Origin of the sequence: Stenotrophomonas sp. CFBP8980 (assembly GCF_034046095.1) — a bacterium.
GTDB classification, from domain to species: Bacteria; Pseudomonadota; Gammaproteobacteria; order Xanthomonadales; family Xanthomonadaceae; genus Stenotrophomonas; species Stenotrophomonas lacuserhaii.
The window spans coordinates 15,523-40,858 of record NZ_JAXCXF010000010.1 but is presented as its reverse complement, the minus strand read 5'-3'; the positions used below and the strand labels follow the sequence as shown (position 1 = coordinate 40,858).

Below are 25,336 nucleotides of genomic sequence, written 5' to 3'. Positions count from 1 at the left end.
TGACATGGTCGACGACGCCGAGCTGCTTGAGCTGGTCGAAATGGAAGTGCGCGAGCTGCTGAGCAAGTACGACTTCCCGGGCGACGACACCCCGATCATCGCCGGTTCGGCCCGTCTGGCGCTGGAAGGCGACCAGAGCGACATCGGCGTGCCGGCCGTCATCAAGTTGGTCGAAGCCCTGGACAGCTGGATTCCGCTGCCGGAGCGTGACGTCGACAAGCCGTTCCTGATGCCGGTGGAAGACGTGTTCTCGATCTCCGGCCGCGGCACCGTGGTGACCGGTCGTATCGAGCGCGGCGTGATCAAGGTCGGCGAAGAAATCGAAATCGTCGGTATCCGCGACACCGTCAAGACCACCGTCACCGGCGTGGAAATGTTCCGCAAGCTGCTCGACCAGGGTCAGGCAGGCGACAATGCCGGTCTGCTGCTGCGCGGCACCAAGCGTGACGACGTGCAGCGCGGTCAGGTCCTGTGCAAGCCGGGTTCGATCAAGCCGCACACCGAGTTCGAAGGCGAAGTGTACGTGCTGTCGAAGGATGAGGGCGGCCGTCACACCCCGTTCTTCAACGGCTACCGTCCGCAGTTCTACTTCCGCACCACCGACATCACCGGCGCTGCCAAGCTGCCGGAAGGTGTTGAAATGGTGATGCCGGGCGACAACGTGAAGATGGTTGTCACCCTGATCAACCCGGTCGCCATGGACGAAGGCCTGCGCTTCGCCATCCGCGAAGGCGGTCGTACCGTCGGCGCCGGCGTGGTCTCCAAGATCATCAAGTAATCTGTTAGACTCTGCACCCCGATGTTGCCTGGGTAGGGCATCGGGGTGCTTTTAAAAGGGAAAAGAAACACAGGATGTGTTTCGTGTTCCCCGGACCAGGATCGGTCGCGCCATTCAGGCTTTGTCAACACGCTGTGTTGACAGGCTTTTTGTATGTGCGCTATGCTTCTACGTCTGGGCAGGCCGGGAAACCGACCTGCCTACGTTTTTGAGGTTAAGGGATTGACCTTGTCGGCCTGCAGGAGTGCGGGCCGTCTGTATTCAGGATATTCATGGGACATGGCAACCCAGAGGCCTTGTCCGTCGCTCTTTTAACGAAGGAACCCCCGTCATGGCGGACCAAAAGATCCGTATCCGGCTGAAGGCGTTCGATCATCGCTTGATCGACCGTTCGGCCAGCGAGATCGTAGAAACGGCAAAGCGGACCGGCGCGCAAGTGCGTGGCCCGATCCCGCTGCCGACCAAGATCGAACGCTACACCATCCTCGTCTCCCCGCACGTCGACAAAGACGCGCGTGACCAGTACGAGACCCGCACGCACAAGCGCGTGCTCGATATCGTTGATCCGAACGACAAGACCGTGGACGCGCTGATGAAGCTCGAACTGGCTGCCGGCGTCGACGTTCAGATCAAGCTGACCTGAGGACTACGACCATGACGAAGAAATATTCGTTGGGCTTCGTGGGCCGCAAGGCTGGCATGAGCCGCGTTTTCACTGAAGATGGCCAGTCCATCCCGGTGACCCTGATCGAAGCTTCCCCGAACCGCATCGCGCAGATCAAGACCGTCGAAACCGACGGCTACAGCGCCGTGCAGGTGACCGTCGGCGCACGTCGTGCTGCCCTGGTCAACAAGCCGGAAGCCGGCCACTTCGCCAAGGCGAAGGTCGAAGCCGGTCGTGGCCTGTGGGAATTCCGCGTTGAAGACGCGCAGCTCGGCGATTTCGCCGTTGGCGGCGAAGTCAAGGCGGACATCTTCGAAGTCGGCCAGATCGTCGACGTCCAGGGTGTCACCAAGGGCAAGGGCTTCCAGGGCACCATCAAGCGCTACAACTTCCGCATGGGTGACGCTACCCACGGCAACTCGCTGTCGCATCGCGCGCCGGGTTCGCTGGGTCAGCGCCAGACGCCCGGCCGCGTGTTCCCGGGCAAGAAGATGTCCGGTCACATGGGTTCGGTGCAGCAGAGCACCCAGAACCTGGAAGTTGTCAAGGTCGACGTCGAGCGCGGTCTGATCGCAGTTCGCGGCGCCGTTCCGGGCGCGGCGGGTGGCGACGTGATCGTCCGTCCGGCGAGCAAGGCATAAGGAGAGATGACGATGGAACTCGTTATCACGGGTAGCAACAACAAGGTCTCGGTCTCCGAAGCCGTGTTCGGTCGCGATTTCAGCGAAGATCTGGTTCACCAGGTCGTCGTCGCCTATCGCAACGCCGGTCGCGCTGGTACCAAGGCTCAGAAGACTCGTTCTGAAGTGGCTGGCACCACCAAGAAGTCGAAGAAGCAGAAGGGCGGCGGTGCGCGTCATGGCGCGCTGACGGCTCCGATCTTCGTCGGCGGTGGCGTCACCTTCGCGGCCAAGCCGCGCAGCTTCGAGCAGAAGGTCAACCGTAAGCAGTACCGTGCCGCCATGTGCGCGATCCTGTCCGAGCTGAACCGTCAGGGCCGTTTGACGATCGTGGAGGCCTTCGATGTCGAAGCGACCAACACCAAGTCGTTGATCGCCAAGCTGGCCGGCCTGGAAGTGGGCAAGCGCCCGCTGATCGTCACTGAAGATGCATCCGAGCACCTGTACCTGTCGGCCCGCAACATTCCCTACGTGGAAGTGCGTGACGTGCAGGGCCTGGACCCGGTGTCGCTGGTCGGTGCCGATACGGTCATCATTACCGCTGACGCGGTCAAGAAGGTCGAGGAGTGGCTGGCATGAGCAGCAACGAGAAAATCTTCAGCGTGCTGCGCGCTCCGCGAGTCTCTGAAAAGACCGCGCGCCTGCAGGAACTTTCCAACCAGTATGTCTTCGAGATTTCGAACGAAGCCACCAAGGCCGATGTAAAGGCCGCGGTAGAGCAGCTGTTCGACGTCAAGGTCGAGGCCGTCAACGTGCTGAACGTCAAGGGCAAGAACAAGTCCTTCCGTAACCGCGCTGGCCGCCGTGGCGATTGGCGCAAGGCGTACGTGCGCCTGGCCGATGGCCAGTCCATCGATGTAACGGCCAAGGCCTGAGGTCCATCCCATGCCATTGATGAAATTCAAGCCCACTTCCCCCGGCCGCCGTTCGGCCGTGCGCGTGGTTACGCCCGATCTGCACAAGGGCGCACCGCACGCAGCGTTGCTGGAGCCGCAGAGCAAGTCCGGTGGTCGTAACCACCACGGTCGCATCACCACGCGTCACGTTGGTGGTGGTCACAAGCAGCATTACCGCGTCATCGATTTCAAGCGCAACAAGGAAGGCATTCCGGCGCGCGTGGAACGGATTGAGTACGATCCGAACCGCACCGCCCATATCGCCCTGCTGTGCTACGTCGACGGTGAGCGTCGCTACATCATCGCACCGAAGGGCCTGAAGGCCGGTGACCAGGTGATCGCGGGCTCCGATGCGCCGATCAAGGCAGGCAACACGCTGCCGCTGCGCAACATCCCGGTCGGTACCACCATCCACGGCATCGAACTGAAGCCGGGCAAGGGTGCACAGATCGCTCGTGCCGCCGGCGCCGCCGTGCAGCTCGTTGCTCGTGAAGGCATCTACGCCACCCTGCGCCTGCGCTCGGGTGAAATGCGCAAGGTGCCGGTCGAGTGCCGCGCCACCATCGGTGAAGTCGGTAACGACGAGCACAACCTGGAAAAGCTGGGCAAGGCTGGCGCCAAGCGCTGGCGCGGTGTCCGCCCGACCGTTCGTGGTGCTGCCATGAACCCGGTTGACCATCCGCACGGCGGTGGTGAGGCGAAGGCCGGCCAGGGTAATCCGCATCCGGTCACCCCGTGGGGTGTCCCGACCAAGGGTTACAAGACGCGCCACAACAAGCGCACTCAGCAGTTCATCGTCCGCGATCGTAGGGGCTAATCGACCATGGCACGTTCACTCAAGAAAGGCCCGTTTGTCGATCACCACCTGGTTGCTAAGGTGGCTGCCGCTGCGGGTAGCAAGCGTCCGATCAAGACCTGGTCGCGTCGTTCGATGATCCTGCCTGACATGGTAGGCGTCACCATTGCCGTGCATAACGGCAAGAACCACATCCCGGTTCTCATCAACGAGAACATGGTCGGCCACAAGCTCGGCGAATTTGCCATCACCCGGACCTTCAAGGGTCACGGTGGTGACAAGAAGTCCGGCAAGTAAGGAGAGATGACAATGGAAGCGAAAGCCATTTTGCGCTCCGCACGCATCTCTGCGCAGAAAGCACGCCTGGTCGCTGACCAGGTGCGTGGCCTGCCTGCCGAGCGTGCGGTCAACCTGCTGAAGTTCTCGGACAAGAAGGCTGCCCACCTGATCAAGAAGGTGGTGGAGTCGGCTATTGCAAATGCCGAGAACAACCAGGGCGCTGACGTCGACGAGCTGAAGGTCCAGACCATCATGGTAGATGAAGGTCCGACCCTGAAGCGTTTCATGGCGCGGGCGAAAGGCCGCGGTACCCGCATCCTCAAGCGCACCAGCCACATCACTGTGGTTGTGGGCGCCGGCAAGTAAGCGGAAAGGAAAAGACCATGGGTCATAAAGTTCATCCGATTGGTATCCGCCTCGGTATTTCCAAGGATTGGAACTCCAAGTGGTACGCCAACAAGGCCGAGTTCGCTGGTTACCTGGCGGCCGACCTGAAGGTGCGGGAAATGCTGCGCAAGAAGCTTGCGCAGGCCGGCATCAGCAAGATCCTGATCGAGCGTCCGGCAAAGACCGCTCGCGTGACGATCCACACCGCCCGTCCGGGCGTGGTGATCGGCAAGCGCGGTGAGGACATCGAGAAGCTGCGCAAGGAAGTGAGCGAAATGATGGGCGTCCCGGCGCACATCAACGTCACCGAAGTGCGCAAGCCCGAGCTGGACGCCCAGCTGGTTGCCGAGTCCATCGCGCAGCAGCTTGAGCGTCGCATCATGTTCCGCCGTGCAATGAAGCGCTCGGTCGGCAACGCGATGCGCCTCGGTGCCCTGGGCATCAAGGTCAACGTCGGTGGCCGTTTGAACGGTGCTGAAATCGCCCGTTCGGAGTGGTACCGCGAAGGCCGCGTGCCGCTGCACACGCTGCGTGCCGACATCGACTACGGCTTCGCTGAAGCCAAGACGACCTACGGCATCATCGGCATCAAGGTCTGGATCTACAAGGGCGAGGTCTTCGATTTCTCCCAGGTTGGCCAGGAAAAGCAGGACGATTCCCCGCGCAACGATCGTAACGATCGCGGCGACCGCGGTGACCGTCAGCGCCCGGCTCGTGAAGCGAGGTAACGACAATGTTGCAACCCAAGCGAACCAAATACCGCAAGGTACATAAGGGTCGTAACGACGGCCTGAGCTGGAGCGCCAATGCTGTCAGCTTCGGCGAGTACGGCCTGAAGGCAACCGCCCACGGTCAGCTGACCGCGCGTCAGATCGAAGCGGCCCGCCGCTCGATCAGCCGCTACGTCAAGCGCGGTGGCAAGATGTGGATCCGTGTGTTCCCCGACAAGCCCATCACCAAGAAGCCCATCGAAGTTCGAATGGGTTCGGGTAAGGGCAACGTGGAATACTGGGTGGCCCAGATCCAGCCCGGCCGCATGATCTATGAAATCGAGGGTGTAACCGAAGACGTGGCACGCGAGGCGTTCCGCCTGGCCGCCGCCAAGCTTTCGGTCACCACCACTTTCGTAACCCGGACGGTGCGCTGATGGACCTCAAACAACTCCGTGAAAAGTCGGCTGACGAACTGAAGGCCCACCTGATCGACCTGCGTAAGGAACAGTTCTCTGTCCGTATGCAGCAGGTCACCGGCCAGCTGCCGAAGACTCACGATATCCGCCGGGTCCGGCGCGAGATTGCTCGCACCAAGACCCTGCTCGGCAGCATCAAGTAAGGATGGCCGCTATGAGCGACAATACTGAAAACAAAGCGCTGCGCACGGTCGAAGGCCGTGTCGTCAGCAACAAGATGGACAAGACGGTCACCATCCTGGTGGAACGCCAGGTCAAGCACCCGCTGTACGGCAAGTACATCAAGCGCTCGACCAAGCTGCACGCCCACGATGCCGACAATGCCTGCAACGAAGGCGATGTCGTGCGCGTGACCGAGATTGCTCCGATGTCCAAGACCAAGAACTGGCGCGTGGTGGAAGTCATCACGCGTGCGGCTGAATAAGGAGATCTGACTCATGATCCAGATGCAGAGCTACCTTGACGCCGCGGACAACTCCGGTGCCAAGGAACTGATGTGCATCAAGGTGCTTGGCGGTTCCAAGCGCCGTTATGCCCACATCGGTGACATCATCAAGGTCACCGTGAAGGATGCGATTCCGCGCGGCAAGGTCAAGAAGGGCGAAGTTTACGACGCCGTTGTTGTCCGTACCCGTAAGGGTGTTCGTCGTCCGGACGGTTCGCTGATCCGCTTCGACGGCAACGCGGCTGTCCTGCTGAACAACAAGCAGGAGCCGATCGGCACCCGTATCTTCGGACCGGTGACGCGTGAACTTCGTTCCGAGAAGTTCATGAAGATCGTCTCGCTCGCTCCCGAAGTGCTGTGAGCGACAGGAGATAATCATGGCTAACCGTATCAAGAAGGGCGACCAGGTTGTCGTCACCGCTGGCAAGGACAAGGGCAAGCAGGGCGAAATCGTCCGCGTCGACGGCGACCGTGTGGTCGTCGCCAACGTGAACATCGTCAAGCGCCACACCAAGCCGAATCCGCAGGCAGGCGTTGCCGGCGGCGTGGTCGAGCGTGAAGCGTCGATCCATATCTCCAACGTAAGCGTCGTCAACCCGGCAACGGGCAAGGGCGAGCGCGTTGGCTTCAAGGTGCTGGAGGATGGACGCAAACTGCGTGTGTTCCGCTCCAGCGGTGAGGCGCTCGACGCCTGAGGATGCGCTGATGAATACCCGTCTCGAAAAGTTTTACAAGGAAGAAGTAGTCCCGGCGCTGATGAAGCAGTTCGGCTACAAGAATCCGATGGAAGTGCCGAAGCTGGTCAAAGTCACCCTGAACATGGGTGTCGGTGAAGCAGCGACCAACAAGAAGATCCTGGAAAACGCCGTCGGCGACATGACCAAGATTTCCGGCCAGAAGCCGGTTGTCACCAAGTCGCGTGTGTCGGTTGCGTCGTTCAAGATCCGCGATGGTTGGCCGATCGGCTGCAAGACCACGCTGCGCCGTGAAAAGATGTACGAGTTCATGGACCGCCTGATCAACATCTCGCTGCCGCGCGTGCGCGACTTCCGTGGTGTTTCCGGCCGTTCCTTTGACGGTCGCGGCAACTTCAACATGGGTGTGAAGGAACAGATCATCTTCCCGGAAATCGACTTCGACGCTGTCGACGCGATCCGCGGCATGGATATCGCCATCACCACCACGGCGAAGACCGATGCGGAAGCGAAGGCGCTGCTGGCAGCGTTCAAGTTCCCGTTCCGTAACTGATACGTCGAGGAATAACCGAAATGGCAAAGACCTCCATGGTCAACCGCGACATCAAGCGGAAGAAGCTGGCTGAGAAGTTCGCTGACAAGCGCGCTGCCCTGAAGAAGATCGTGTCCTCCCCGGACGCGTCTTACGAAGAGAAGATCGAAGCCTCCACCAAGTTGTCGAAGCTGCCGCGCGATTCGTCGCCGAGCCGCCACCGCAACCGTTGCGAACTGTCTGGCCGCCCGCGTGGCGTGTACAGCAAGTTCGGCCTGGGCCGCAACAAGCTCCGCGAAGCCACCATGCGTGGTGACGTCCCGGGCCTGCGCAAGGCCAGCTGGTAACAGCTGACCGCCTTGCCTGAACAGGGCGGGGCGGATCCAGGGGAGGCAAGTTCAGCTGCCCTCCAGAAAAAACCAGGGAGCCCGACGCAAGTCGGGCTCTTTTGGCGTATACTCCCGCGTCTCGCTCTGCGCCTGTCGTGGGGGAGTAACAGGGTTCTGGCCCATTCCAGGAACAAAAACAGAATTCGCGAAAGCGGATATCGGTGCACTCAAAGGTACTCATAATGAGCATGACTGATCCCATCGCCGACCTGCTGGTCCGCATCAAGAATGCGGCAGCGGTTGGCAAGCAGACGGTGAAAGCCCCGTCGTCCAAGATCAAGGTTGCGATCGCCCAGGTCCTGAAGGACGAGGGTTACATCACCGACCTGCGCGTTACCGCGCTCGAGAACAACAAGTCCGAGCTGGAAATCGTGCTGAAGTATTTCGAAGGCAAGCCGGTCATCGCGACCCTGAAGCGCTTCTCGCGTTCGGGCCTGCGCCAGTACCGTGGCAAGAGCGAACTGCCGAAGGTCATGAACGGCCTGGGCATCTCCATCATTTCCACCTCCAAGGGCATCATGACTGATGCGCAGGCGCGCCAGTTGGGCGTCGGCGGCGAAGTCCTGTGCTTCGTGGCCTAAGGCGAAAGGAGTAAGACATGTCCCGTGTAGCCAAGAAGCCGATCGACCTGGGTAAGGTCGAACTGAACGTCCAGAACGAGAACGTCACCGCCAAGGGCCCGAAGGGCACCCTGTCGCTGGCCAAGCCGGCTGGTATCGAAATCAATGTCGAAAACGGCGTTGCCACCCTGAGCACCGAAGACGCAGCCCTCGTGCCGCTGACCGGTACCGTCCGCGCGATCCTGGCCAACATGGTCAAGGGCGTCACCGAAGGCTTCGAGCGCAAGCTGGAGCTGGTCGGCGTCGGTTACCGTGCGTCGATGCAGGGCAAGGACCTGAGCTTGGCGCTCGGTTTCTCGCACCCGGTGCTGTACGTGGCGCCGGAAGGCATCACCATCACCACCCCGACCCAGACCGAGATCCTGGTCCAGGGCGCGGACAAGCAGGTCGTCGGTGAAGTCGCCGCCAAGATCCGTGCGTTCCGCAAGCCGGAACCGTACAAGGGCAAGGGCGTGAAGTACTCCGACGAAGTCATCATTCGCAAGGAAGCCAAGAAGGCGTAAGCGCGAGTCCCTCGCAAGAGCCCGCACCTCCGTGTGCGGACTCCCCGGGGAGAAGCCTGACCTTCAGCTTTCCAGGACAAATAATCATGAACAAGAACATCGCCCGTCTGCGTCGTGCCAAGTCGACCCGCGCCCACATCCGTGTGCTCGGCGTCGCCCGTCTGTCGGTGCTGCGCACCGGTCAGCACCTGTACGCGCAGGTCTTCACTGCCGACGGCTCGAAGGTGCTGGCTGCCGCCAACACCACCCAGGCCGACGTCAAGGATGGCCTGAAGAGCGGCAAGAACGCCGAAGCCGCCGCCAAGGTGGGTCGCATCGTTGCCGAGCGCGCCAAGGCCGCTGGCATCGAGAAGGTGGCCTTCGATCGTTCGGGTTACCGTTACCACGGCCGCATCAAGGCCCTGGCTGACGCTGCCCGCGAAGCCGGCCTGCAGTTCTAAGGGACAAGGAAGGGAGCCTCCGGGCTCCTTTCCGCCTGCTCGCCGGCCAGAGGGTGGCCGGACGCTGTCGTTCTTCTGCAACGACATGACGGAACAACGCATCACTTCACAACCATAAGCGGCCCTGAGCCGTACATACCCAATCAATCAAGGAATAGAAATGGCAGAAGAACGTCAGCAGCGGGGTCGCGATCGCGACCGTAACCGCGAAGAGAAAGTCGACGACGGCATGATCGAGAAGCTGGTCGCGGTCAACCGCGTCAGCAAGACCGTCAAGGGCGGTCGCCAGTTCACCTTCACCGCACTGACCGTGGTCGGCGATGGCGAAGGCAAGGTCGGTTTCGGCTATGGCAAGGCGCGCGAAGTGCCGGTCGCCATCCAGAAGTCGATGGAACAGGCTCGCAAGAACCAGGTCACCGTCGATCTGAACAACGGCACTCTGTGGCACACGGTCAAGGACGGTCACGGCGCAGCCCGTGTGTTCATGCAGCCGGCCTCGGAAGGTACCGGCGTGATCGCCGGCGGCGCCATGCGTGCCGTGCTGGAAGCAGTTGGCGTGAAGAACGTGCTGGCCAAGGCCACCGGTTCGCGCAACCCGATCAACCTGGTGCGTGCCACCGTGAAGGGCCTGGCTGCCACGCAGTCGCCGGCCCGCATCGCGGCCAAGCGCGGCAAGAAGGTAGAGGATCTGAACCATGGCTAATGAAACCGGCAAGACCGTCAAGGTGCGCCTGGTGCGCGGCCTTCGTGGTTCCCAGTCGCTGCACCGCCTGTCGGTCCGCGCCCTGGGCCTGAGCAAGCTCAACGATGTGCGTGAACTGAAGGACAGCCCGCAGGTTCGCGGCCTGATCAACAAGGTTCACTACCTCGTCAAGGTTGAGGAATAATCCAATGACCATGCATCTGAATGACCTGAGCCCGGCACCGGGCGCCCGTACCGCACGCACCCGCGTCGGTCGTGGCATCGGCTCCGGCCTGGGCAAGACCTGCGGCCGCGGCCACAAGGGTTCGTTCGCCCGCAAGGGTGGCGGCAAGATCAAGGCCGGCTTCGAAGGCGGCCAGACCCCCATGCAGCGTCGTCTGCCGAAGATCGGCTTCAATTCGCCGATCGCCAAGGACACCGCTGAAGTGCTGCTGTACCAGCTGGACAAGCTGCCGGCCGGCGAGATCACCTTCGCCATCCTGCGTGAAGCCAAGCTGGTCCCGAGCATTGCCAAGCGGGCCAAGATCGTCGTCAAGGGCGAACTGACCAAGGCGTACACCCTGAAGGGCATCGTTGCCACGGCTGGTGCCAAGGCTGCGATCGAAGCTGCCGGCGGCAGCGTAACGGAGTAATAGCATCATGGCGCAAGCTGGCATCGGTAACCTCGCGGGTGGAATGGGCAAGTTCACTGAACTTCGCCAACGTCTGCTGTTCGTGGTCGGGGCTTTGATCGTCTATCGGATCGGCTGCTATGTGCCGGTCCCGGGCGTCAATCCCGATGCCATGCTTGCCATGATGGAACAGCAGGGCGGCGGCATCGTGGACATGTTCAACATGTTCTCGGGCGGCGCCCTGCACCGTTTTTCGATCTTCGCGCTGAACGTCATGCCGTACATTTCGGCATCGATCGTGATGCAGCTGGCGGTCCACATCTTCCCGGCGCTGAAGGCGCTGCAGAAGGAAGGTGAATCCGGACGCCGCAAGATCACCCAGTATTCCCGCATCGGCGCCGTGTTGCTGGCGGTGGTGCAGGGCGGCAGCATCGCGCTGGCGCTGCAGAACCAGGTCTCGCCTGGTGGCGCGGCCGTGGTATATGCGCCGGGCATGGGCTTCGTGCTCACGGCCATCATCGCGCTGACCGCCGGTACGATCTTCCTGATGTGGGTCGGCGAGCAGGTCACCGAGCGCGGTATCGGCAACGGTGTGTCGCTGATCATCTTCGCCGGCATCGTCGCCGGTCTGCCGGGTGCGATCATCCACACCTTCGACGCCTACCGTGACGGCAACATCCAGTTCATCCAGCTGCTGCTGATCGCGCTGGTGGTGCTGGCCTTCACCTTCTTCGTGGTGTTCGTCGAACGCGGCCAGCGCCGCATCACGGTGAACTACGCACGTCGCCAGGGCGGCCGCAACGCGTACATGAACCAGACCTCGTTCCTGCCGCTGAAGCTCAACATGGCCGGCGTGATCCCCGCGATCTTCGCCTCCAGCCTGCTGGCCTTCCCGGCAACGCTGGCGATGTGGTCCGGCCAGGCGGCCAACCAGAGCACCACCGGCCAGTGGCTGCAGAAGATCGCCAATGCGCTGGGCCCGGGCGAGCCGCTGCACATGATCGTGTTCGCTGGCCTGATCACCGGTTTTGCGTTCTTCTATACCGCGCTGGTGTTCAACTCGCAGGAGACCGCCGACAACCTGAAGAAGTCGGGCGCGCTGATCCCGGGCATTCGTCCGGGCAAGGCCACCGCCGATTACATCGACGGCGTGCTGACCCGCCTGACCGCAGCTGGTTCGGCCTACCTGGTGATCGTCTGCCTGCTGCCGGAACTGATGCGCACCCAGCTGAATGCTTCGTTCTACTTCGGCGGCACCTCGCTGCTGATCGTGGTGGTGGTGGTGATGGACTTCATCGCCCAGGTGCAGGCGCACCTGATGTCGCACCAGTACGAGAGCCTGCTGAAGAAGGCAAACCTGAAGGGCGGCAACCGTGGCGGTTTTGCGCGCGGCTGATCTCCCTGTTACACTATCGTCTTCCTGATGTGATGGTCCTCCGCTTCGCGGACCCGGCTATCCAAAGAAGGGCGGCCCCCGCAGCGGTTCCGGGTGGGGGTGAGATCTGGTGGTCCTGCGCAGGAGTAGCGCGGGCGGCCACGGCAGCAATCCCCCGGGATTGCCGTCGCGACCAACCTGATCCGGCGCCGGAGCCTGGGCACACTCCCCGGGCCAAGGTTCATGAAGCCTTCGTGGTTTCACGGACTTTCCAGTAAACCGGAACCTGTTCGTTTGTTGGTTACCATTTTTGATCCATCCTGCCGGATTTGCGCGCCTTCATGGTGCGCTGTCGGCCATCACTCAGCTGGAGAACCGCGTCATGGCGCGTATTGCAGGCGTCAACCTGCCAGCCCAGAAGCATGTCTGGGTCGGGTTGCAAAGCATTTACGGCATCGGCCGTACCCGTTCGAAGAAGGTCTGCGAAGTCGCAGGCGTTGCTTCGACCACCAAGATCCGCGATCTGTCGGAGCCGGAAATCGAGCGTCTGCGTTCGGAAGTCGGCAAGTACATCGTTGAAGGTGATCTGCGCCGTGAAATCGGCATCGCGATCAAGCGCCTGATGGACCTGGGCTGCTACCGCGGTCTGCGTCATCGTCGCGGTCTCCCGCTGCGTGGCCAGCGTACCCGTACCAACGCCCGCACCCGCAAGGGTCCGCGCAAGGCGATCAGGAAGTAAGGGACACATAAATGGCTAAGCCCGCTGCTAAGACCAAGAAGAAGATCAAGCGCGTCATCACTGATGGCGTCGCCCACGTCCACGCTTCTTTCAACAACACCATCGTGACCATCACCGACCGCCAGGGTAATGCCCTGTCGTGGGCGACCTCCGGTGGCGCCGGCTTCCGCGGTTCGCGCAAGTCGACCCCGTTCGCTGCCCAGGTTGCCGCCGAAAAGGCCGGCCGTGCTGCGCTCGACTACGGCGTGAAGTCGCTGGAAGTCCGCATCAAGGGCCCGGGTCCGGGTCGTGAGTCCGCCGTTCGTTCGCTGAACAACGTCGGTTACAAGATCACCAACATCATCGACGTGACGCCAATCCCGCACAACGGGTGCCGTCCGCCGAAGAAGCGTCGCGTCTAAGGGAGCGATAAGAAATGGCTCGTTATATCGGTCCTACCTGTAAGCTCGCCCGCCGCGAAGGCGCCGACCTTTCCCTCAAGAGCCCGGCGCGTGCGCTGGACTCCAAGTGCAAGCTGGAGCAGAAGCCCGGCCAGCACGGCGCCACTGCCCGCAAGGGCAAGCTGTCCGACTACGCCACCCAGCTGCGTGAAAAGCAGAAGGTCAAGCGTATCTACGGCCTGCTGGAGCGTCAGTTCCGCAACTACTACAAGAAGGCCTCGACCAAGAAGGGCAACACCGGCGAGAACCTGCTGCAGCTGCTGGAAACCCGTCTGGACAATGTCGTCTATCGCATGGGCTTCGCTGTGACCCGTCCGGCTGCTCGTCAGCTGGTCTCGCACCGCGGCGTCACCGTCAACGGCAAGTCGGTCAACCTGGCTTCGTACCAGATCAAGGCCGGCGACGCGGTTGCACTGTCCGAAAAAGCTGCCAAGCAGCTGCGCGTCCAGGAAGCCCTGACCGTTTCGGCCACGCACGACATGCGTCCGTCGTGGATTGAAGTGGATTCCGGCAAGTTCGCCGGCGTCTTCAAGGCGGTTCCGGATCGTTCGGACCTGCCTGCAGACATCAATGAAGCGCTGATCGTCGAGCTGTATTCGAAGTAATTCACATTGGAGAGCCCCCGGCGACGGCCGGGGGTTCACTAGGAGAACCCGCAACATGACGGTTACCGCCAACCAGGTTCTGCGTCCTCGTGGCCCGCAGATCGAACGCCTTACCGACACACGCGCCAAGGTCGTTATCGAACCCTTGGAGCGTGGTTATGGGCACACGCTGGGCAACGCCCTGCGTCGCGTCCTGCTGTCGTCCATCCCGGGCTTCGCGATCACGGAAGTCGAAATCGACGGCGTGTTGCATGAGTACACCACGGTCGAAGGTCTGCAGGAGGACGTGCTTGAAGTCCTGCTCAACCTGAAGGACGTGGCCATCCGTATGCATACCGGCGACAGCGCCACCCTGTCCCTGTCCAAGCAGGGTCCGGGCGTCGTTACCGCTGCCGACATCAAGGTCGATCACAACGTGGAGGTCCTCAACGGCGACCACGTGATCTGCAACCTGACCAAGGATACGGCAGTCAACATGCGTCTGAAGATCGAACGTGGTTTCGGCTACCAGCCGGCTGCCGCGCGTCGTCGTCCGGACGAAGAAACCCGTGCCATCGGCCGCCTGGTCCTGGATGCCTCGTTCTCGCCGGTCCGCCGCGTCGCCTATGCCGTGGAAGCGGCACGTGTCGAACAGCGTACCGACCTGGACAAGCTGGTCATCGATATCGAGACCAACGGCACCATCGACGCCGAGGAAGCCGTGCGCACTGCCGCCGACATCCTCAGCGACCAGCTGTCGGTGTTCGGTGACTTCACCCACCGCGACCGCGGTGCAGCCAAGCCGGCCAACAACGGCGTGGATCCGGTGCTGCTGCGCCCGATCGACGACCTGGAGCTGACCGTGCGTTCGGCCAACTGCCTGAAGGCGGAAAGCATCTATTACATCGGCGATCTGATCCAGAAGACCGAAGTGGAGCTGCTGAAGACCCCGAACCTGGGCAAGAAGTCGCTCACCGAGATCAAGGAAGTGCTGGCCCAGCGTGGTCTGTCACTCGGCATGAAGCTGGAGAACTGGCCGCCGGCCGGTGTCGCCAGCCACGGCATGCTGGGCTGATACCTGCTTCTGCAATACCGCGAAAGGCTCCACCGGCGACGGTGGGGCCTTCGCACAAACCGACGGACGAAACGTCCGCGGACAGGCCGACCAGGACGGGCGGCCAGGACCATCCGCAGTCCGAATTCAGCGCCATGACGGCGACAACGATCCCCAAAGCCTCAATCTTGCAAAGGAATCACCACCATGCGTCACCAGAAATCCGGCCGTAAGTTCAGCCGCACCAGCGCCCACCGCGAAGCGATGTTCAAGAACATGGCCGCCTCGCTGTTCAAGCACGAGCTGATCAAGACCACCCTGCCGAAGGCCAAGGAACTGCGCCGCGTCGCCGAGCCGCTGATCACCCTGGCCAAGGTCGACTCCGTCGCCAACCGTCGTCTGGCCTTCGCCCGCCTGCGTGACAACGAAGCCGTCGGCAACCTGTTCACCATCCTCGGCCCGCGTTACGCGTCGCGTCCGGGTGGCTACCTGCGTCTGCTGAAGTGCGGTTTCCGCGCCGGCGACAATGCGCCGATGGCCTACGTCGAGCTGGTCGACCGTCCGGCCGCCGTTGCCGAGGAAGTGGCCGAGTAATCGGACCGTTTCCTGCTGTACTGTCAGAAGCCCGGCCTCGCGCCGGGCTTTTGCGTTGGCAGGCGGCGATATTCCGACCGGCGCGGCGCGCAGCGGTTCGAACGGCGGCGCCGGTCGGTTACCCTTGGCACCTGCCTGGCTAGAGTCGCCCCATGAATCCGTTCCGTTGGCCGTTCCGCGCCCAGTTCCTGCTGGGTTTCCTGATCTGTGCCGGTCTGCTCGGCTACGCCATCTTCCTGCAGTTGCAGATGGGGCTGGAGCCGTGCCCGTTGTGTATTTTCCAGCGCATCGCCTTCGCCGCGCTGGGCCTGCTGTTCCTGATAGGTGCACTGCACGGGCCGTCCAACCGCCCCGGCCGGGTCACCTTCGGGGTGCTGGCCTTCATTGCCGCAGGCGTGGGGATCGGCATCGCGGCACGGCACGTGTACGTGCAGATGATCCCGCCGGAGTTCGGCGCCACCTGCGGCCCGCCACTGGCCTTCCTCAGCGAAACCATGGGGCCCTTCGAAGTGTTCCGCACGGTGCTGACCGGCACCGGCAACTGCGGCAACATCGACTGGACCTTCCTCGGGCTGACGATGCCGATGTGGTCGCTGGCGTGGTTCGCCCTGCTGGCGGCCTGGGCGTTGCTGGTATCGTTCCGCCGCACGCGCTGAGCGTGCCTGCTGTAGTTGTCCCGCCGAGCATGGCTCGGCGCTACCCTGAACGTTCTGGAGTTCGTCATGTCGTCCGTTGATTCCCTGCCCACCGTCGACTGGTCACCGGACAGCTGGCGCGGCAAGACCGCGCTGCAGATGCCCACCTACCCGGATCCGGTGGCGCTGGATGCCGCGCTGCATGAGCTGAAGCGGCTGCCGCCGCTGGTGACCTCGTGGGAGATCGTCGCACTGAAGCAGCAGTTGGCCGACGCCCAGGAAGGGCGCCGTTTCCTGCTGCAGGGCGGTGACTGCGCGGAGAACTTCAGCGACTGCGAGTCGGGCATGATCTCCAACCGGCTCAAGGTGCTGCTGCAGATGAGCCTGGTGCTGGTGCACGGTCTGCGCAAGCCGGTTATCCGCGTCGGGCGCTTCGCCGGCCAGTACGCCAAGCCGCGTTCTGCCGATACCGAAACGCGCGACGGGGTGACCCTGCCGAGCTACCGCGGCGATGTGATCAACGCGCCGGCCTTCACCGAAGCGGCACGCCTGCCGGATCCGCGTCGGATGCTGCAGGCGCATGCCCATTCGGCGATGACGATGAACTTTGTGCGCGCGCTCATCGACGGCGGCTTCGCCGACCTGCATCACCCGGAATACTGGAACCTGGAGTGGGTGCGGCATTCGCCGCTGGCCGTTGAATACCAGAAGATGGTGACCTCGATCGAGGATTCGATCGGCTTCATGGAGACCATTTCCGGTTCGCGCGTGCACAACCTCAAGCGGGTCGACTTCTATACCTCGCATGAAGCGCTGCTGCTGCCCTACGAGCAGGGCCTGACGCGGCAGGTGCCACGCCAGCAGGGCTGGCTGAACCTGAGCACGCACTACCCGTGGATCGGCATGCGCACGGCGGCGCTGGATGGCGCCCACGTGGAATACCTGCGTGGCGTGCGCAATCCGATCGCGATCAAGGTCGGGCCGTCGGTGCAGCCGGACCAGTTGCTGCGCCTGATCGACGTGCTGAACCCGGACGACGAGCCGGGCCGCCTGAGCTTCATCCACCGCATGGGCGCAGCGCAGATCGCCGACAAGCTGCCACCGCTGCTGGATGCGGTGAAGCGCGACGGGCGTCGCGTGCTGTGGGTCTGCGATGCGATGCATGGCAACACCGAAAGCACCGGCAACGGCTACAAGACGCGTCGCTTCGACAACATCCGCGGTGAGGTGGAGCTGTCCTTCGACCTGCATGCCGCAGCGGGCACGCGATTGGGTGGCGTCCACCTGGAGATGACCGGTGAGGATGTCACCGAGTGCACCGGCGGCGCGCGCGAGCTCACCGAGCGCGACCTGGAACGTGCCTATCGATCCAGCGTGGATCCGCGACTGAACTACGAGCAGTCGCTGGAAATCGCGATGGCGATCGTGCGCAAGCAGGCAGGCTGACAGGGGTCAGAGTCTGGGGTCAGAGTCCGGGGTCAGAGTCGCGACTCTGACCCCAGACTCTGACCCGCTGTTTACGAACGGCTGACACCGCGATCATGGCCTTTGCGACACGCTGATCCTCTCGCGTGGTCGTGGAGGTGCAAGGGTGATGCAGTGGCAACAGGTGCAGGCTTACGTGGTACCGCTGGGCATCGCACTGGCGGTCGGTGCGCTGGGGGCGTGGGTCATCCTGGCGCTGTATCGTCGCCTGGCCGGCAGGGACCGGCGGCGTGCACGTATCGGCCGGATGCTGGGTCCGCCGCTGGCGCTGGCCTTCCCGCTGTTCCTGATGGTTCCCGCGCTGGAAGCCACGCCCCTGCGCGGTGGCTGGCTGGAACAGGCACAGCGCGTCGCACACATCGGCTTGACCGCCTGCTTCATCTGGCTGCTGGTGCGCGCGGTCGCTGCCGGTGAAAAAGCCATCCTGCGCAACCACCCCATCGAAGTGGCCGACAACCTCGAAGCCCGTCGCATCCAGACCCAGACCCGCGTCCTCAGCCGCGTGCTGATGGGCGGCATCATCATCCTGGGTGCCTCGCTGGTGCTGCTGCAGTTCGAGATGGTGGCCAAGATCGGCTCGGCGCTGCTGGCTTCGGCAGGCCTCATCGGCCTGGTTGCCGGTATTGCCGCCAAGCCGGTGTTCGGCAACCTGATCGCCGGCATGCAGATCGCGGTGACCCAGCCGATCCGGCTGGATGACGTGGTCATCGTGGAAGGGGAGTGGGGGCGGATCGAGGAGATCGGCAGCAGTTACGTCGTGGTCCGCATCTGGGACGAACGACGGATGGTGGTGCCGCTGACCTGGTTCATCGAAAATCCCTTCCAGAACTGGACCCGGCGCAGCGCCGATCTGCTGGGAACCGCGTTCCTGTGGCTGGACTACCGTGCGCCGATTCCCGCGATACGGGCAGAACTGGAGCGCATCTGCAAGGACGCCCCGCTATGGGATGGCCGGGTCTGCGTCACCCAGGTCACCGAGACCACCGAACACACCGTGCAGGTGCGCCTGCTGGTCAGTGCGCGCAACTCCGGCGACGCCTTCGATCTGCGCTGCCTGGTGCGTGAACGCATGCTGGATTTCCTCGCGCGGGAACACCCGCAGGCGCTGCCGCGGCTGCGCGCGCAGATGGAAGAGGGGGCCGACATGCCGCGTCACCGCGTGGCGGCGGCGCCCGATGCCGATGTCCGTTCCCCCGGTGCGGAAGATGGCGAGCCCGCAGTCGGTTAGCCGCGCCACGACGGCGGCGTCAGCCCGGTAGCGCCGAGCCATGCTCGGCGGCATGTCGACGATCCAGCCGACCTGTAGCGGCTACAACGGCGGCGGTCGGCGGGCCATGGTCCGTTGTTCGTAGGCGTAGCCCAGCTCGATCAGGCGCGGTTCGGTCCAGGCGGTGCCCATGAACAGCAGCCCCACCGGCAGGCCATCCACATGGCCCATCGGCACGCTCAGGCTGGGATAGCCGGCAACGGCGGCGGCGCTGTAACTGCCGCCGGGAAAGGCATCGCCGCCGCTGCGGGCGATCGGCCATGCGGTACCGGTGGTCGGCGCTACCAGCGCGTCCAGCTGGTGTGCGCGCAGCAAGGCATCGATGCCCTGCTCACCGGCCATCCGGCGCGCTTGGGTGCGCGCCTGGATGTAGCCTGCATCGCCCAGCGTGCCGGCCTGCGCCGACGCTTCCAGCAGTTCCTGGCCGAACAGCGGCAGTTCCTGGGCGGCGTGTTCCGTATTGAAGGCGATGACCTGCGGCAGCGTGCGCAGAGGCGCTTTCCAGCGACGCAGGTAACGTTCCAGGCCGGCCTTGAACTCGAAACGCAGCATGGTCTGCTCGGCGTCGGCCCACTGGCGTTCGTCCAGCGCCGGCACCCTCACCACGGTGGCGCCGGCCCGGCGCAGTTCGTCCAGGGCGTGCTGCATCAGCGTGTCGATGCCGGGGCGCTGGGTCAGTGGGCTGTCCAGCACACCGATCCGCGCACCGCGCAGGCCATCGGGGTTCAGCCGCGCGGTGTAGTCGTACACCGCTCGTCCCGGCATCGTCGCCGTGGCCGGGTCGGCGTCATCGCGTCCGGCGATGGCAGTCAGCACCGCGGCGGCGTCCGCCACCGTGCGGGTGATCGGGCCGGGCGTATCCTGGCTGAAGGAGATCGGGATGATGCCATCCCGGCTGACCAGGCCCACGGTAGGCTTCAGGCCGACCACCCCGTTGACGGCGGCCGGGCAGACGATGCTGCCATCGGTTTCGGTGCCGATCGAGACCGCGGCCAGGTTCGCCGACACCGCCACCGCGCTGCCACTGCTGGAGCCGCAGGGGCTGTAGCCGGGTCGATACGGGTTGCGGGTCTGGCCGCCGCGCGCGCTCCAGCCGGAGGTGGAGTCCTCGCCGCGATAGTTGGCCCATTCACTCAGGTTGGCTTTGCCGAGGATCACCGCGCCGGCTTCGCGCAGGCGCCTCACCAGGAAGGCATCGTCCGGCCGTAAACCGGCCAATGCCAGCGAACCGGCCGTGGTGCTCATGGGCGCGGCGTTGATGTTGTCCTTGAGCAGCACCGGGATGCCATGGAGGGGGCCGCGCAGGCGGCCGCTGCGGCGCTCCTGGTCGCGTTGGGCGGCGTCCTTCAGCGCATCCGGGTTGAGCTCGATGACCGCGCGCAGGCGCGGCCCCGCACGGTCCAGCGCGGCGATCCGCTCCAGATAGGCACGGGTGAGGGTGCGGCTGGTCAGCTCCCCGGCCAGCATGCGTGCCTGCAGGTCGGCGACTTCGGCTTCGGCATAGGCGAAAGGCGCCGCGGCTGCCGCAGCAGGATGCGCCGTGGGCGCGCGTGGTGGCGCCGCCGACAGGCCGCCCGGGCACGCCAACAGCAGCGCGGCGAGCACGCTGGACAGGCGGAAACAGGGGTGCAGCTTCGGGACGATGCGCATGAGGGGCGGCTTGGTCACCGGCCCAGTGTATCGCGGGGTCGTCAGGGTTTGCGCTTTAGGATGTCGCGTGCGAGCACGTAGACCACCAGCAGGTTGATCACCAGCACGGTCCAGGAGGCCCAGCCGGGATGGCGGGCAATAGCGTACACATCGAAGGGCAGGTAGATGCCGGCTGACACGCAGCCCAGCCACGACGCCCAGGCCTTGGCGCGCCACAGGCCCCAGGCTTCCACCAGGTGCAGCACCGCGTAGGCGAGCATCGCCGCCGCCGCCAGATGCACTGCATCGGGACTGATCATGTTGAGCAGCGAGGGTAGGGCGCCATGATCCGGATCCAGGCTGAAACGCCGGATCAGGGCACTGATTCCATCGCGCAATGGCTGCGGACCGAGCAGTTCCAGCCCGGTCGCCGCCAGCAGTGCAAGCACCGCCTTGCCCGTTTCGAGCAAGGCGATGACATGCAGCCCCGGATGCCGTTTCGGATCCGGGTTGTAAGCGGTCTGGCTCACGGGTCGGCTCAGCCGCCGCGCGAGGCCTTCTTGCGATCGCTTTCGGTCAGCCCCTTCTTGCGCAGGCGGATTTCCTTCGGCGTGATCTCGACCAGCTCGTCGTCTTCGATGAAGTCCAGGGCCTGCTCCAGCGAGTACTTGATCGCCGGGGTCAGCTGGATCGCATCGTCCTTGCCGGAAGCGCGCATGTTGGTCAGCGGCTTGGTCTTGATCGCGTTGACGGTCAGGTCGTTGTCCTTGGAATGGATACCGATCAGCTGGCCTTCGTACACGTTGTCGCCTTCAGCAGCGAACAGCTTGCCGCGTTCCTGCAGCGGTCCGAGCGAGTAGGCGGGGGTGGCGCCCGGCGCATTGGCGATCATCACGCCGTTCTGGCGCTTGGCGATGCTGCCCTGTTCCTTCGGACCGTAATGGTCGAAGACGTGGAACAGCAGGCCCGAGCCCTGGGTCAGGGTCTTGAACTCGTTCTGGAAGCCGATCAGGCCACGCGCCGGGATCTGGTACTCCAGGCGCACGCGGCCCTTGCCGTCCGGCTCCATGTTCTTCAGCTGGCCCTTGCGGGTGCCCAGCTTTTCCATGACGCCGCCCTGGTGCTGTTCTTCGATGTCCACCACCAGCTGTTCGATCGGCTCCATGGCCTGGCCGTCGATCTGCTTGATGATCACTTCCGGGCGCGACACGGCCAGCTCGTAGCCTTCGCGACGCATGTTCTCGATCAGCACCGACAGGTGCAGCTCGCCACGGCCGGAGACCAGGAACTTGTCCGCGTCTTCCAGCTGCTCCACCTTCAGGGCCACGTTGTGGACCTGTTCGCGGTCCAGGCGGTCCTTGATCTGGCGGCTGGTCAGGAACTTGCCACCGGACAGGTCCTTGTTGCCGGCGAACGGCGAATTGTTGACCTGGAAGGTCATCGAGATCGTCGGTTCATCGACGGTCAGCGCCGGCAGCGCTTCCGGGGTATCCGGATGGCACAGGGTGTCGGAGATGGTCAGCTCGGCGATGCCGGAGATGGCGACGATATCGCCGGCTTCGGCGGTGTCCTGCTCGATGCGCTCCAGGCCCAGGAAGCCCAGCACCTGGGCAACCTTGCCGTTGCGCTTCTTGCCTTCACGGTCGATCACCGCGACCTGCATGTTCTTCTTCAGGGTGCCGCGCTGGATGCGGCCGATGCCGATCACGCCCACGAAGTTGTTGTAGTCCAGCTGGCTGATGCGCATCTGGAACGGGCCGTCCGGATCCACTTCCGGCTTCGGCGCGTGCTGCATGATGGCTTCGTACAGCGGGGTCATGTCGCCGTCGCGCACGCTGTCTTCCAGGCCCGCATAGCCGTTCAGGGCCGAAGCGTAGACGATCGGGAAATCGAGCTGCTCATTGGTGGCGCCGAGCTTGTCGAACAGGTCGAAGACCTGGTCGATCACCCAGTCCGGACGCGAGCCCGGACGGTCGACCTTGTTGACCACCACGATCGGCTTGAAGCCCATCGCGAAGGCTTTCTGGGTCACGAAGCGGGTCTGCGGCATCGGGCCGTCCATCGCATCGACGAGGATCAGCACGGTGTCGACCATCGACAGCACGCGCTCCACTTCGCCGCCGAAGTCGGCGTGTCCGGGGGTGTCGACGATGTTGATCCGGTTCTTGATACCGGTCTTCTTGTCTTCCCAGGTGATGGCCGTGTTCTTGGCCAGGATGGTGATGCCGCGTTCCTTTTCCTGATCGTTGCTGTCCATCACGCGCTCGGCGAGGACGGTGCGCTCGGACAGGGTGCCGGACTGCTTCAGCAGCTGATCGACCAGGGTGGTCTTACCATGGTCGACGTGCGCGACGATGGCGATGTTGCGAAGATTTTCGATGGACATGCGAAAGGGGGCCAGTCGGCGCCGGATTTGGAAAAAGAAGTCCATCATCATACCGCGATCTGGCCGTTTCGCGAAAACCTTGTTTCAGGCGTGGTCGGATGCCCATTCAGGTGGAAGCGCAGCGCCTCTCTGACGGGGGCGGGCGAGGGCGGGACAGGCTGCCCGGGACACGCCGTAAATACGTCCCTGTAGGCTCGTCGCCGCATCCCTGCGGCTCTAACGGTCCCGGGCAACCTGTCCCGCCCTCGCCTGCACAGACCACGTGCCCGGCGGCAGCCCCCAGCCACGCTGGACGGCCCGTGCTTCTGCTTCTGCTCTTCCTTCCCCCACCGCAGCGGCCATCTGTCCAGAGGCGGCGGGGTGTCCGCTGCGGGACTGTTGGAGCCCATGGATGGGCGTAAACAAGCCTACAAGGACGTACTTGCGGCGGGTCCCGCAGCGGATACCCCGCCGCCGCCGCACGAGACAGAACCGCTGCAGAAGCTTCAACGATCGTCGTACCCGCGCCCTGAACATCACGGGTGTAAACTAGGGAGCTAGACCTTTCCAACCCGAATTCCTGAGGATCCGCATGTCCCTGATCGCCACTTTCGACACCACCCAGGGCCCGATCAAGGTCGAGCTGTTCGCCGACAAGGCACCGCTGACCGTGGCCAACTTCGTGAACCTCGTCCAGCACAAGTTCTACGACGGCCTGGTGTTCCACCGCGTGATTCCGGACTTCATGATCCAGGGCGGCTGCCCCAAGGGCCAGGGCACCGGCGGCCCGGGTTACAAGTTCGAAGACGAAAAGAATGGTGTGAAGCACCAGGTGGGTTCGCTGTCGATGGCCAACGCCGGCCCGAACACCAATGGCAGCCAGTTCTTCATCACCCACATCAAGACCGATTGGCTGGACGGCAAGCACACCGTGTTCGGCCAGGTCCTGGAAGGCCAGGCCATCGTGGATTCGGTCAAGCAGGGCGACGTGATCCATTCGATCACCCTGGAAGGCGACACCGACGCTGTGCTGGCCGCCCAGGCCGAGCGCGTGGCGGAATGGAACAAGCTGATTCCCAACGCCTGATTCGCTCCCGACGGCCCCCTGTGAAGGGGGCCGTTTTCATGTTCCGGCCGCCCCGCCAAGCCTGTCTCCGCCCGCGCGGCCGTCTCCCACATCGCTACTTAGCTTCTTAGCAGAGGAAATCCCCATGAAAGCACCCGTTCGTGTTGCCGTGACCGGCGCTGCCGGCCAGATCGGCTATGCCCTGCTGTTCCGCATCGCCTCCGGCGAAATGCTCGGCAAGGACCAGCCGGTCATCCTGCAGCTGCTTGAGCTGCCGATGGAAAAGGCCCAGGCCGCGCTGAAGGGCGTGATCATGGAACTGGAAGACTGCGCCTTCCCGCTGCTGGCCGGCATCGTCGGTACCGACAACGCCGAAGTGGCCTTCAAGGACGTCGACGTGGCCCTGCTGGTCGGCGCCCGTCCGCGCGGCCCGGGCATGGAGCGCGCCGATCTGCTGCAGGCCAACGCAGAGATCTTCACCGCCCAGGGCGCCGCGCTGAACAAGGTCGCCAAGCGTGACGTCAAGGTGCTGGTGGTCGGCAATCCGGCCAACACCAATGCCTACATCGCGATGAAATCGGCGCCGGACCTGAACCCGCGCAACTTCACCGCCATGCTGCGCCTGGACCACAACCGCGCGCTGAGCCAGCTGTCGACCAAGCTGGGCAAGCCGGTCGCCGGAATGGAAAAGCTGGTCGTGTGGGGCAACCACAGCCCGACCATGTACCCGGATTACCGCTTCGCCACCGCTGATGGCGCGTCCATCGCCGAGGCCATCAACGACCAGGACTGGAATGCCGGCACCTTCATCCCGACCGTGGGCAAGCGCGGCGCGGCGATCATCGAAGCCCGCGGTTCGTCCTCGGCCGCGTCGGCTGCCAACGCCGCCATCGACCATGTCCGTGACTGGGTGCTGGGCAGCAACGGCAAGTGGCTGACCATGGGCGTGCCGTCCGACGGTTCCTACGGCATTCCGGAAGGCGTGATCTTCGGCTTCCCGGTCACCACCGAGAATGGCGAGTACACCCTGGTCAAGGACCTGCCGATCGACGAGTTCAGCCAGAAGTACATCGACAAGACCCTGGCGGAGCTGGAAGACGAGCGTGCGGCCGTAGCGCACCTGCTGGGCTGATTCACCGTTTCAGTTGGTTCGAAGAAACGCCGGGCTAGTCCTGGCGTTTTTTTTCGCCTGGTGGTGGGGTGGCGAACGTGTGAGACCCCCTCGCGGCGGGCTCTGGAGCTGCAGCTGGGGGGGGGGGGGCCGGGCGGTGACGGGGACACGTCATCGCATTCGCGCTGCCGCTCCCACGCTTTGCTGGGCAAACCGTGGGCCCCTCCTCACCAACACCCACACCCCGCCGCTTCGCGGCCGCCCCTGACTCAGGGGCTCCCTCCACCCGACGCGCCAACGTGGCCTGTAGCGCCGAGCCATGCTCGGCGAGCGCAGCGGGCCGTTGGCGGGAACATTCCGCCGACCATGGGTCGGCGCTACCGAT

General features: G+C 63.7%; 36 protein-coding genes. 33 read left to right on the top strand and 3 right to left on the bottom strand.

All coding sequences use genetic code 11. The features are described from left to right. From SOM47_RS17125 to SOM47_RS16975, 31 genes are all read left to right on the top strand, one after another. Positions 1-778 (top strand): elongation factor Tu (locus SOM47_RS17125; RefSeq protein ID WP_320506244.1); only part of this gene is annotated, 778 nt, incomplete at its 5' end. A 331-nt stretch (positions 779-1,109) separates the two neighbouring features. Continuing rightward, on the top strand, positions 1,110-1,421 hold the full coding sequence (rpsJ, locus tag SOM47_RS17120) for a 30S ribosomal protein S10 (RefSeq protein WP_010341589.1): 312 nt from the start codon (positions 1,110-1,112) through the stop codon (positions 1,419-1,421). Positions 1,422-1,432: 11 nt separating this feature from the next. Beyond that, positions 1,433-2,083: a 50S ribosomal protein L3 gene (gene rplC / locus SOM47_RS17115; protein WP_042614230.1), complete on the top strand. Its 651-nt coding sequence runs from the start codon at positions 1,433-1,435 to the stop codon at positions 2,081-2,083. A 12-nt stretch (positions 2,084-2,095) separates the two neighbouring features. Next, positions 2,096-2,701, top strand: coding sequence for a 50S ribosomal protein L4 (rplD, locus tag SOM47_RS17110; protein WP_042614229.1), 606 nt, complete (start codon positions 2,096-2,098; stop codon positions 2,699-2,701). Then, positions 2,698-2,997 (top strand): 50S ribosomal protein L23, encoded by a 300-nt coding sequence (gene rplW / locus SOM47_RS17105; RefSeq protein ID WP_042614228.1) that lies wholly within the window; start codon positions 2,698-2,700, stop codon positions 2,995-2,997. Before rplD ends, rplW begins: the two co-directional genes overlap by 4 nt. A 10-nt stretch (positions 2,998-3,007) precedes the next feature. Then, on the top strand, positions 3,008-3,835 hold the full coding sequence (rplB, locus tag SOM47_RS17100; protein WP_042614227.1) for a 50S ribosomal protein L2: 828 nt from the start codon (positions 3,008-3,010) through the stop codon (positions 3,833-3,835). A 6-nt stretch (positions 3,836-3,841) separates the two neighbouring features. Beyond that, complete coding sequence (gene rpsS, locus SOM47_RS17095) at positions 3,842-4,111, top strand: 30S ribosomal protein S19 (RefSeq protein WP_042614226.1); 270 nt, start codon at positions 3,842-3,844, stop codon at positions 4,109-4,111. A 12-nt stretch (positions 4,112-4,123) separates the two neighbouring features. Beyond that, positions 4,124-4,459, top strand: a complete 336-nt coding sequence (gene rplV, locus SOM47_RS17090) for a 50S ribosomal protein L22 (protein ID WP_017355410.1) — start codon at positions 4,124-4,126, stop codon at positions 4,457-4,459. Between the two features lie 17 nt (positions 4,460-4,476). Beyond that, entirely contained in the window at positions 4,477-5,208 is a 732-nt protein-coding gene (gene rpsC / locus SOM47_RS17085) for a 30S ribosomal protein S3 (protein ID WP_042614225.1), read from the top strand. A 5-nt stretch (positions 5,209-5,213) separates the two neighbouring features. Beyond that, positions 5,214-5,627 carry a 50S ribosomal protein L16 gene (gene rplP / locus SOM47_RS17080; protein ID WP_042614224.1) on the top strand — a complete coding sequence of 138 codons (414 nt, stop codon included), beginning with the start codon at positions 5,214-5,216 and terminating at the stop codon, positions 5,625-5,627. Then, a complete protein-coding gene (gene rpmC / locus SOM47_RS17075) occupies positions 5,627-5,812 on the top strand; it encodes a 50S ribosomal protein L29 (protein ID WP_042614223.1) in 186 nt (61 codons plus the stop codon). Before rplP ends, rpmC begins: the two co-directional genes overlap by 1 nt. Positions 5,813-5,823: 11 nt before the next feature. Then, positions 5,824-6,093, top strand: a complete 270-nt coding sequence (rpsQ, locus tag SOM47_RS17070; protein ID WP_042614222.1) for a 30S ribosomal protein S17 — start codon at positions 5,824-5,826, stop codon at positions 6,091-6,093. A 13-nt stretch (positions 6,094-6,106) separates the two neighbouring features. Beyond that, positions 6,107-6,475 (top strand): 50S ribosomal protein L14, encoded by a 369-nt coding sequence (rplN, locus tag SOM47_RS17065; RefSeq protein ID WP_042614221.1) that lies wholly within the window; start codon positions 6,107-6,109, stop codon positions 6,473-6,475. A 16-nt stretch (positions 6,476-6,491) separates the two neighbouring features. Continuing rightward, positions 6,492-6,809: a 50S ribosomal protein L24 gene (rplX, locus tag SOM47_RS17060; RefSeq protein ID WP_042614220.1), complete on the top strand. Its 318-nt coding sequence runs from the start codon at positions 6,492-6,494 to the stop codon at positions 6,807-6,809. Positions 6,810-6,819: 10 nt separating this feature from the next. Further along, a complete protein-coding gene (gene rplE / locus SOM47_RS17055; protein WP_042614219.1) occupies positions 6,820-7,362 on the top strand; it encodes a 50S ribosomal protein L5 in 543 nt (180 codons plus the stop codon). Between the two features lie 20 nt (positions 7,363-7,382). Next, entirely contained in the window at positions 7,383-7,688 is a 306-nt protein-coding gene (rpsN, locus tag SOM47_RS17050; RefSeq protein WP_042614218.1) for a 30S ribosomal protein S14, read from the top strand. 224 nt (positions 7,689-7,912) lie between these two features. After that, positions 7,913-8,311: a 30S ribosomal protein S8 gene (gene rpsH / locus SOM47_RS17045; protein WP_004145387.1), complete on the top strand. Its 399-nt coding sequence runs from the start codon at positions 7,913-7,915 to the stop codon at positions 8,309-8,311. A 17-nt stretch (positions 8,312-8,328) separates the two neighbouring features. Beyond that, the gene (rplF, locus tag SOM47_RS17040) at positions 8,329-8,853 is read left to right on the top strand and encodes a 50S ribosomal protein L6 (protein ID WP_042614217.1); all 525 of its coding nucleotides are present in this window, start codon (positions 8,329-8,331) and stop codon (positions 8,851-8,853) included. Positions 8,854-8,933: 80 nt separating this feature from the next. After that, positions 8,934-9,293, top strand: a complete 360-nt coding sequence (gene rplR / locus SOM47_RS17035; protein ID WP_182657547.1) for a 50S ribosomal protein L18 — start codon at positions 8,934-8,936, stop codon at positions 9,291-9,293. 160 nt (positions 9,294-9,453) lie between these two features. Beyond that, on the top strand, positions 9,454-9,996 hold the full coding sequence (gene rpsE, locus SOM47_RS17030; protein ID WP_042614215.1) for a 30S ribosomal protein S5: 543 nt from the start codon (positions 9,454-9,456) through the stop codon (positions 9,994-9,996). Next, positions 9,989-10,180, top strand: coding sequence for a 50S ribosomal protein L30 (rpmD, locus tag SOM47_RS17025; protein WP_042614214.1), 192 nt, complete (start codon positions 9,989-9,991; stop codon positions 10,178-10,180). Before rpsE ends, rpmD begins: the two co-directional genes overlap by 8 nt. Before the next feature lie 4 nt (positions 10,181-10,184). Continuing rightward, positions 10,185-10,628, top strand: a complete 444-nt coding sequence (gene rplO / locus SOM47_RS17020) for a 50S ribosomal protein L15 (RefSeq protein ID WP_042614213.1) — start codon at positions 10,185-10,187, stop codon at positions 10,626-10,628. Positions 10,629-10,635: 7 nt separating this feature from the next. Further along, positions 10,636-12,003, top strand: coding sequence for a preprotein translocase subunit SecY (gene secY / locus SOM47_RS17015; RefSeq protein ID WP_042614212.1), 1,368 nt, complete (start codon positions 10,636-10,638; stop codon positions 12,001-12,003). A gap of 361 nt (positions 12,004-12,364) precedes the next feature. After that, positions 12,365-12,721: a 30S ribosomal protein S13 gene (gene rpsM, locus SOM47_RS17010; RefSeq protein ID WP_042614233.1), complete on the top strand. Its 357-nt coding sequence runs from the start codon at positions 12,365-12,367 to the stop codon at positions 12,719-12,721. A gap of 11 nt (positions 12,722-12,732) precedes the next feature. After that, entirely contained in the window at positions 12,733-13,122 is a 390-nt protein-coding gene (rpsK, locus tag SOM47_RS17005) for a 30S ribosomal protein S11 (RefSeq protein ID WP_042614211.1), read from the top strand. A 14-nt stretch (positions 13,123-13,136) separates the two neighbouring features. Further along, the gene (gene rpsD, locus SOM47_RS17000; RefSeq protein WP_042614210.1) at positions 13,137-13,766 is read left to right on the top strand and encodes a 30S ribosomal protein S4; all 630 of its coding nucleotides are present in this window, start codon (positions 13,137-13,139) and stop codon (positions 13,764-13,766) included. Between the two features lie 55 nt (positions 13,767-13,821). After that, positions 13,822-14,820 (top strand): DNA-directed RNA polymerase subunit alpha, encoded by a 999-nt coding sequence (locus SOM47_RS16995; RefSeq protein ID WP_042614209.1) that lies wholly within the window; start codon positions 13,822-13,824, stop codon positions 14,818-14,820. 186 nt (positions 14,821-15,006) lie between these two features. Further along, positions 15,007-15,393 (top strand): 50S ribosomal protein L17, encoded by a 387-nt coding sequence (gene rplQ, locus SOM47_RS16990; protein ID WP_042614208.1) that lies wholly within the window; start codon positions 15,007-15,009, stop codon positions 15,391-15,393. A gap of 152 nt (positions 15,394-15,545) precedes the next feature. Further along, positions 15,546-16,049 carry a disulfide bond formation protein B gene (locus SOM47_RS16985; RefSeq protein WP_320506243.1) on the top strand — a complete coding sequence of 168 codons (504 nt, stop codon included), beginning with the start codon at positions 15,546-15,548 and terminating at the stop codon, positions 16,047-16,049. A 66-nt stretch (positions 16,050-16,115) separates the two neighbouring features. Beyond that, positions 16,116-17,474: a class II 3-deoxy-7-phosphoheptulonate synthase gene (locus SOM47_RS16980; RefSeq protein WP_192084514.1), complete on the top strand. Its 1,359-nt coding sequence runs from the start codon at positions 16,116-16,118 to the stop codon at positions 17,472-17,474. 148 nt (positions 17,475-17,622) lie between these two features. Further along, positions 17,623-18,741, top strand: coding sequence for a mechanosensitive ion channel family protein (locus SOM47_RS16975; protein ID WP_042614205.1), 1,119 nt, complete (start codon positions 17,623-17,625; stop codon positions 18,739-18,741). 81 nt (positions 18,742-18,822) lie between these two features. Here SOM47_RS16975 and SOM47_RS16970 read toward each other — a convergent pair whose 3' ends face one another. Genes SOM47_RS16970 through typA form a run of 3 tightly spaced genes read right to left on the bottom strand, consistent with a single transcriptional unit; the run spans position 18,823 to position 22,795 of the window. Continuing rightward, positions 18,823-20,430, bottom strand: coding sequence for an amidase (locus tag SOM47_RS16970; protein ID WP_320506242.1), 1,608 nt, complete (start codon positions 20,428-20,430; stop codon positions 18,823-18,825). 41 nt (positions 20,431-20,471) lie between these two features. Next, positions 20,472-20,939, bottom strand: a complete 468-nt coding sequence (locus tag SOM47_RS16965; protein WP_042614204.1) for a DUF2127 domain-containing protein — start codon at positions 20,937-20,939, stop codon at positions 20,472-20,474. Between the two features lie 8 nt (positions 20,940-20,947). Then, complete coding sequence (gene typA, locus SOM47_RS16960; protein WP_042614231.1) at positions 20,948-22,795, bottom strand: translational GTPase TypA; 1,848 nt, start codon at positions 22,793-22,795, stop codon at positions 20,948-20,950. A 571-nt stretch (positions 22,796-23,366) separates the two neighbouring features. Here typA and SOM47_RS16955 point away from each other — a divergent pair. Both SOM47_RS16955 and SOM47_RS16950 read left to right on the top strand, forming a co-directional pair. Then, positions 23,367-23,861, top strand: coding sequence for a peptidylprolyl isomerase (locus SOM47_RS16955; protein WP_191771607.1), 495 nt, complete (start codon positions 23,367-23,369; stop codon positions 23,859-23,861). Between the two features lie 124 nt (positions 23,862-23,985). Then, entirely contained in the window at positions 23,986-24,972 is a 987-nt protein-coding gene (locus SOM47_RS16950) for a malate dehydrogenase (protein ID WP_182657600.1), read from the top strand. Positions 24,973-25,336 lie beyond the last annotated feature (364 nt).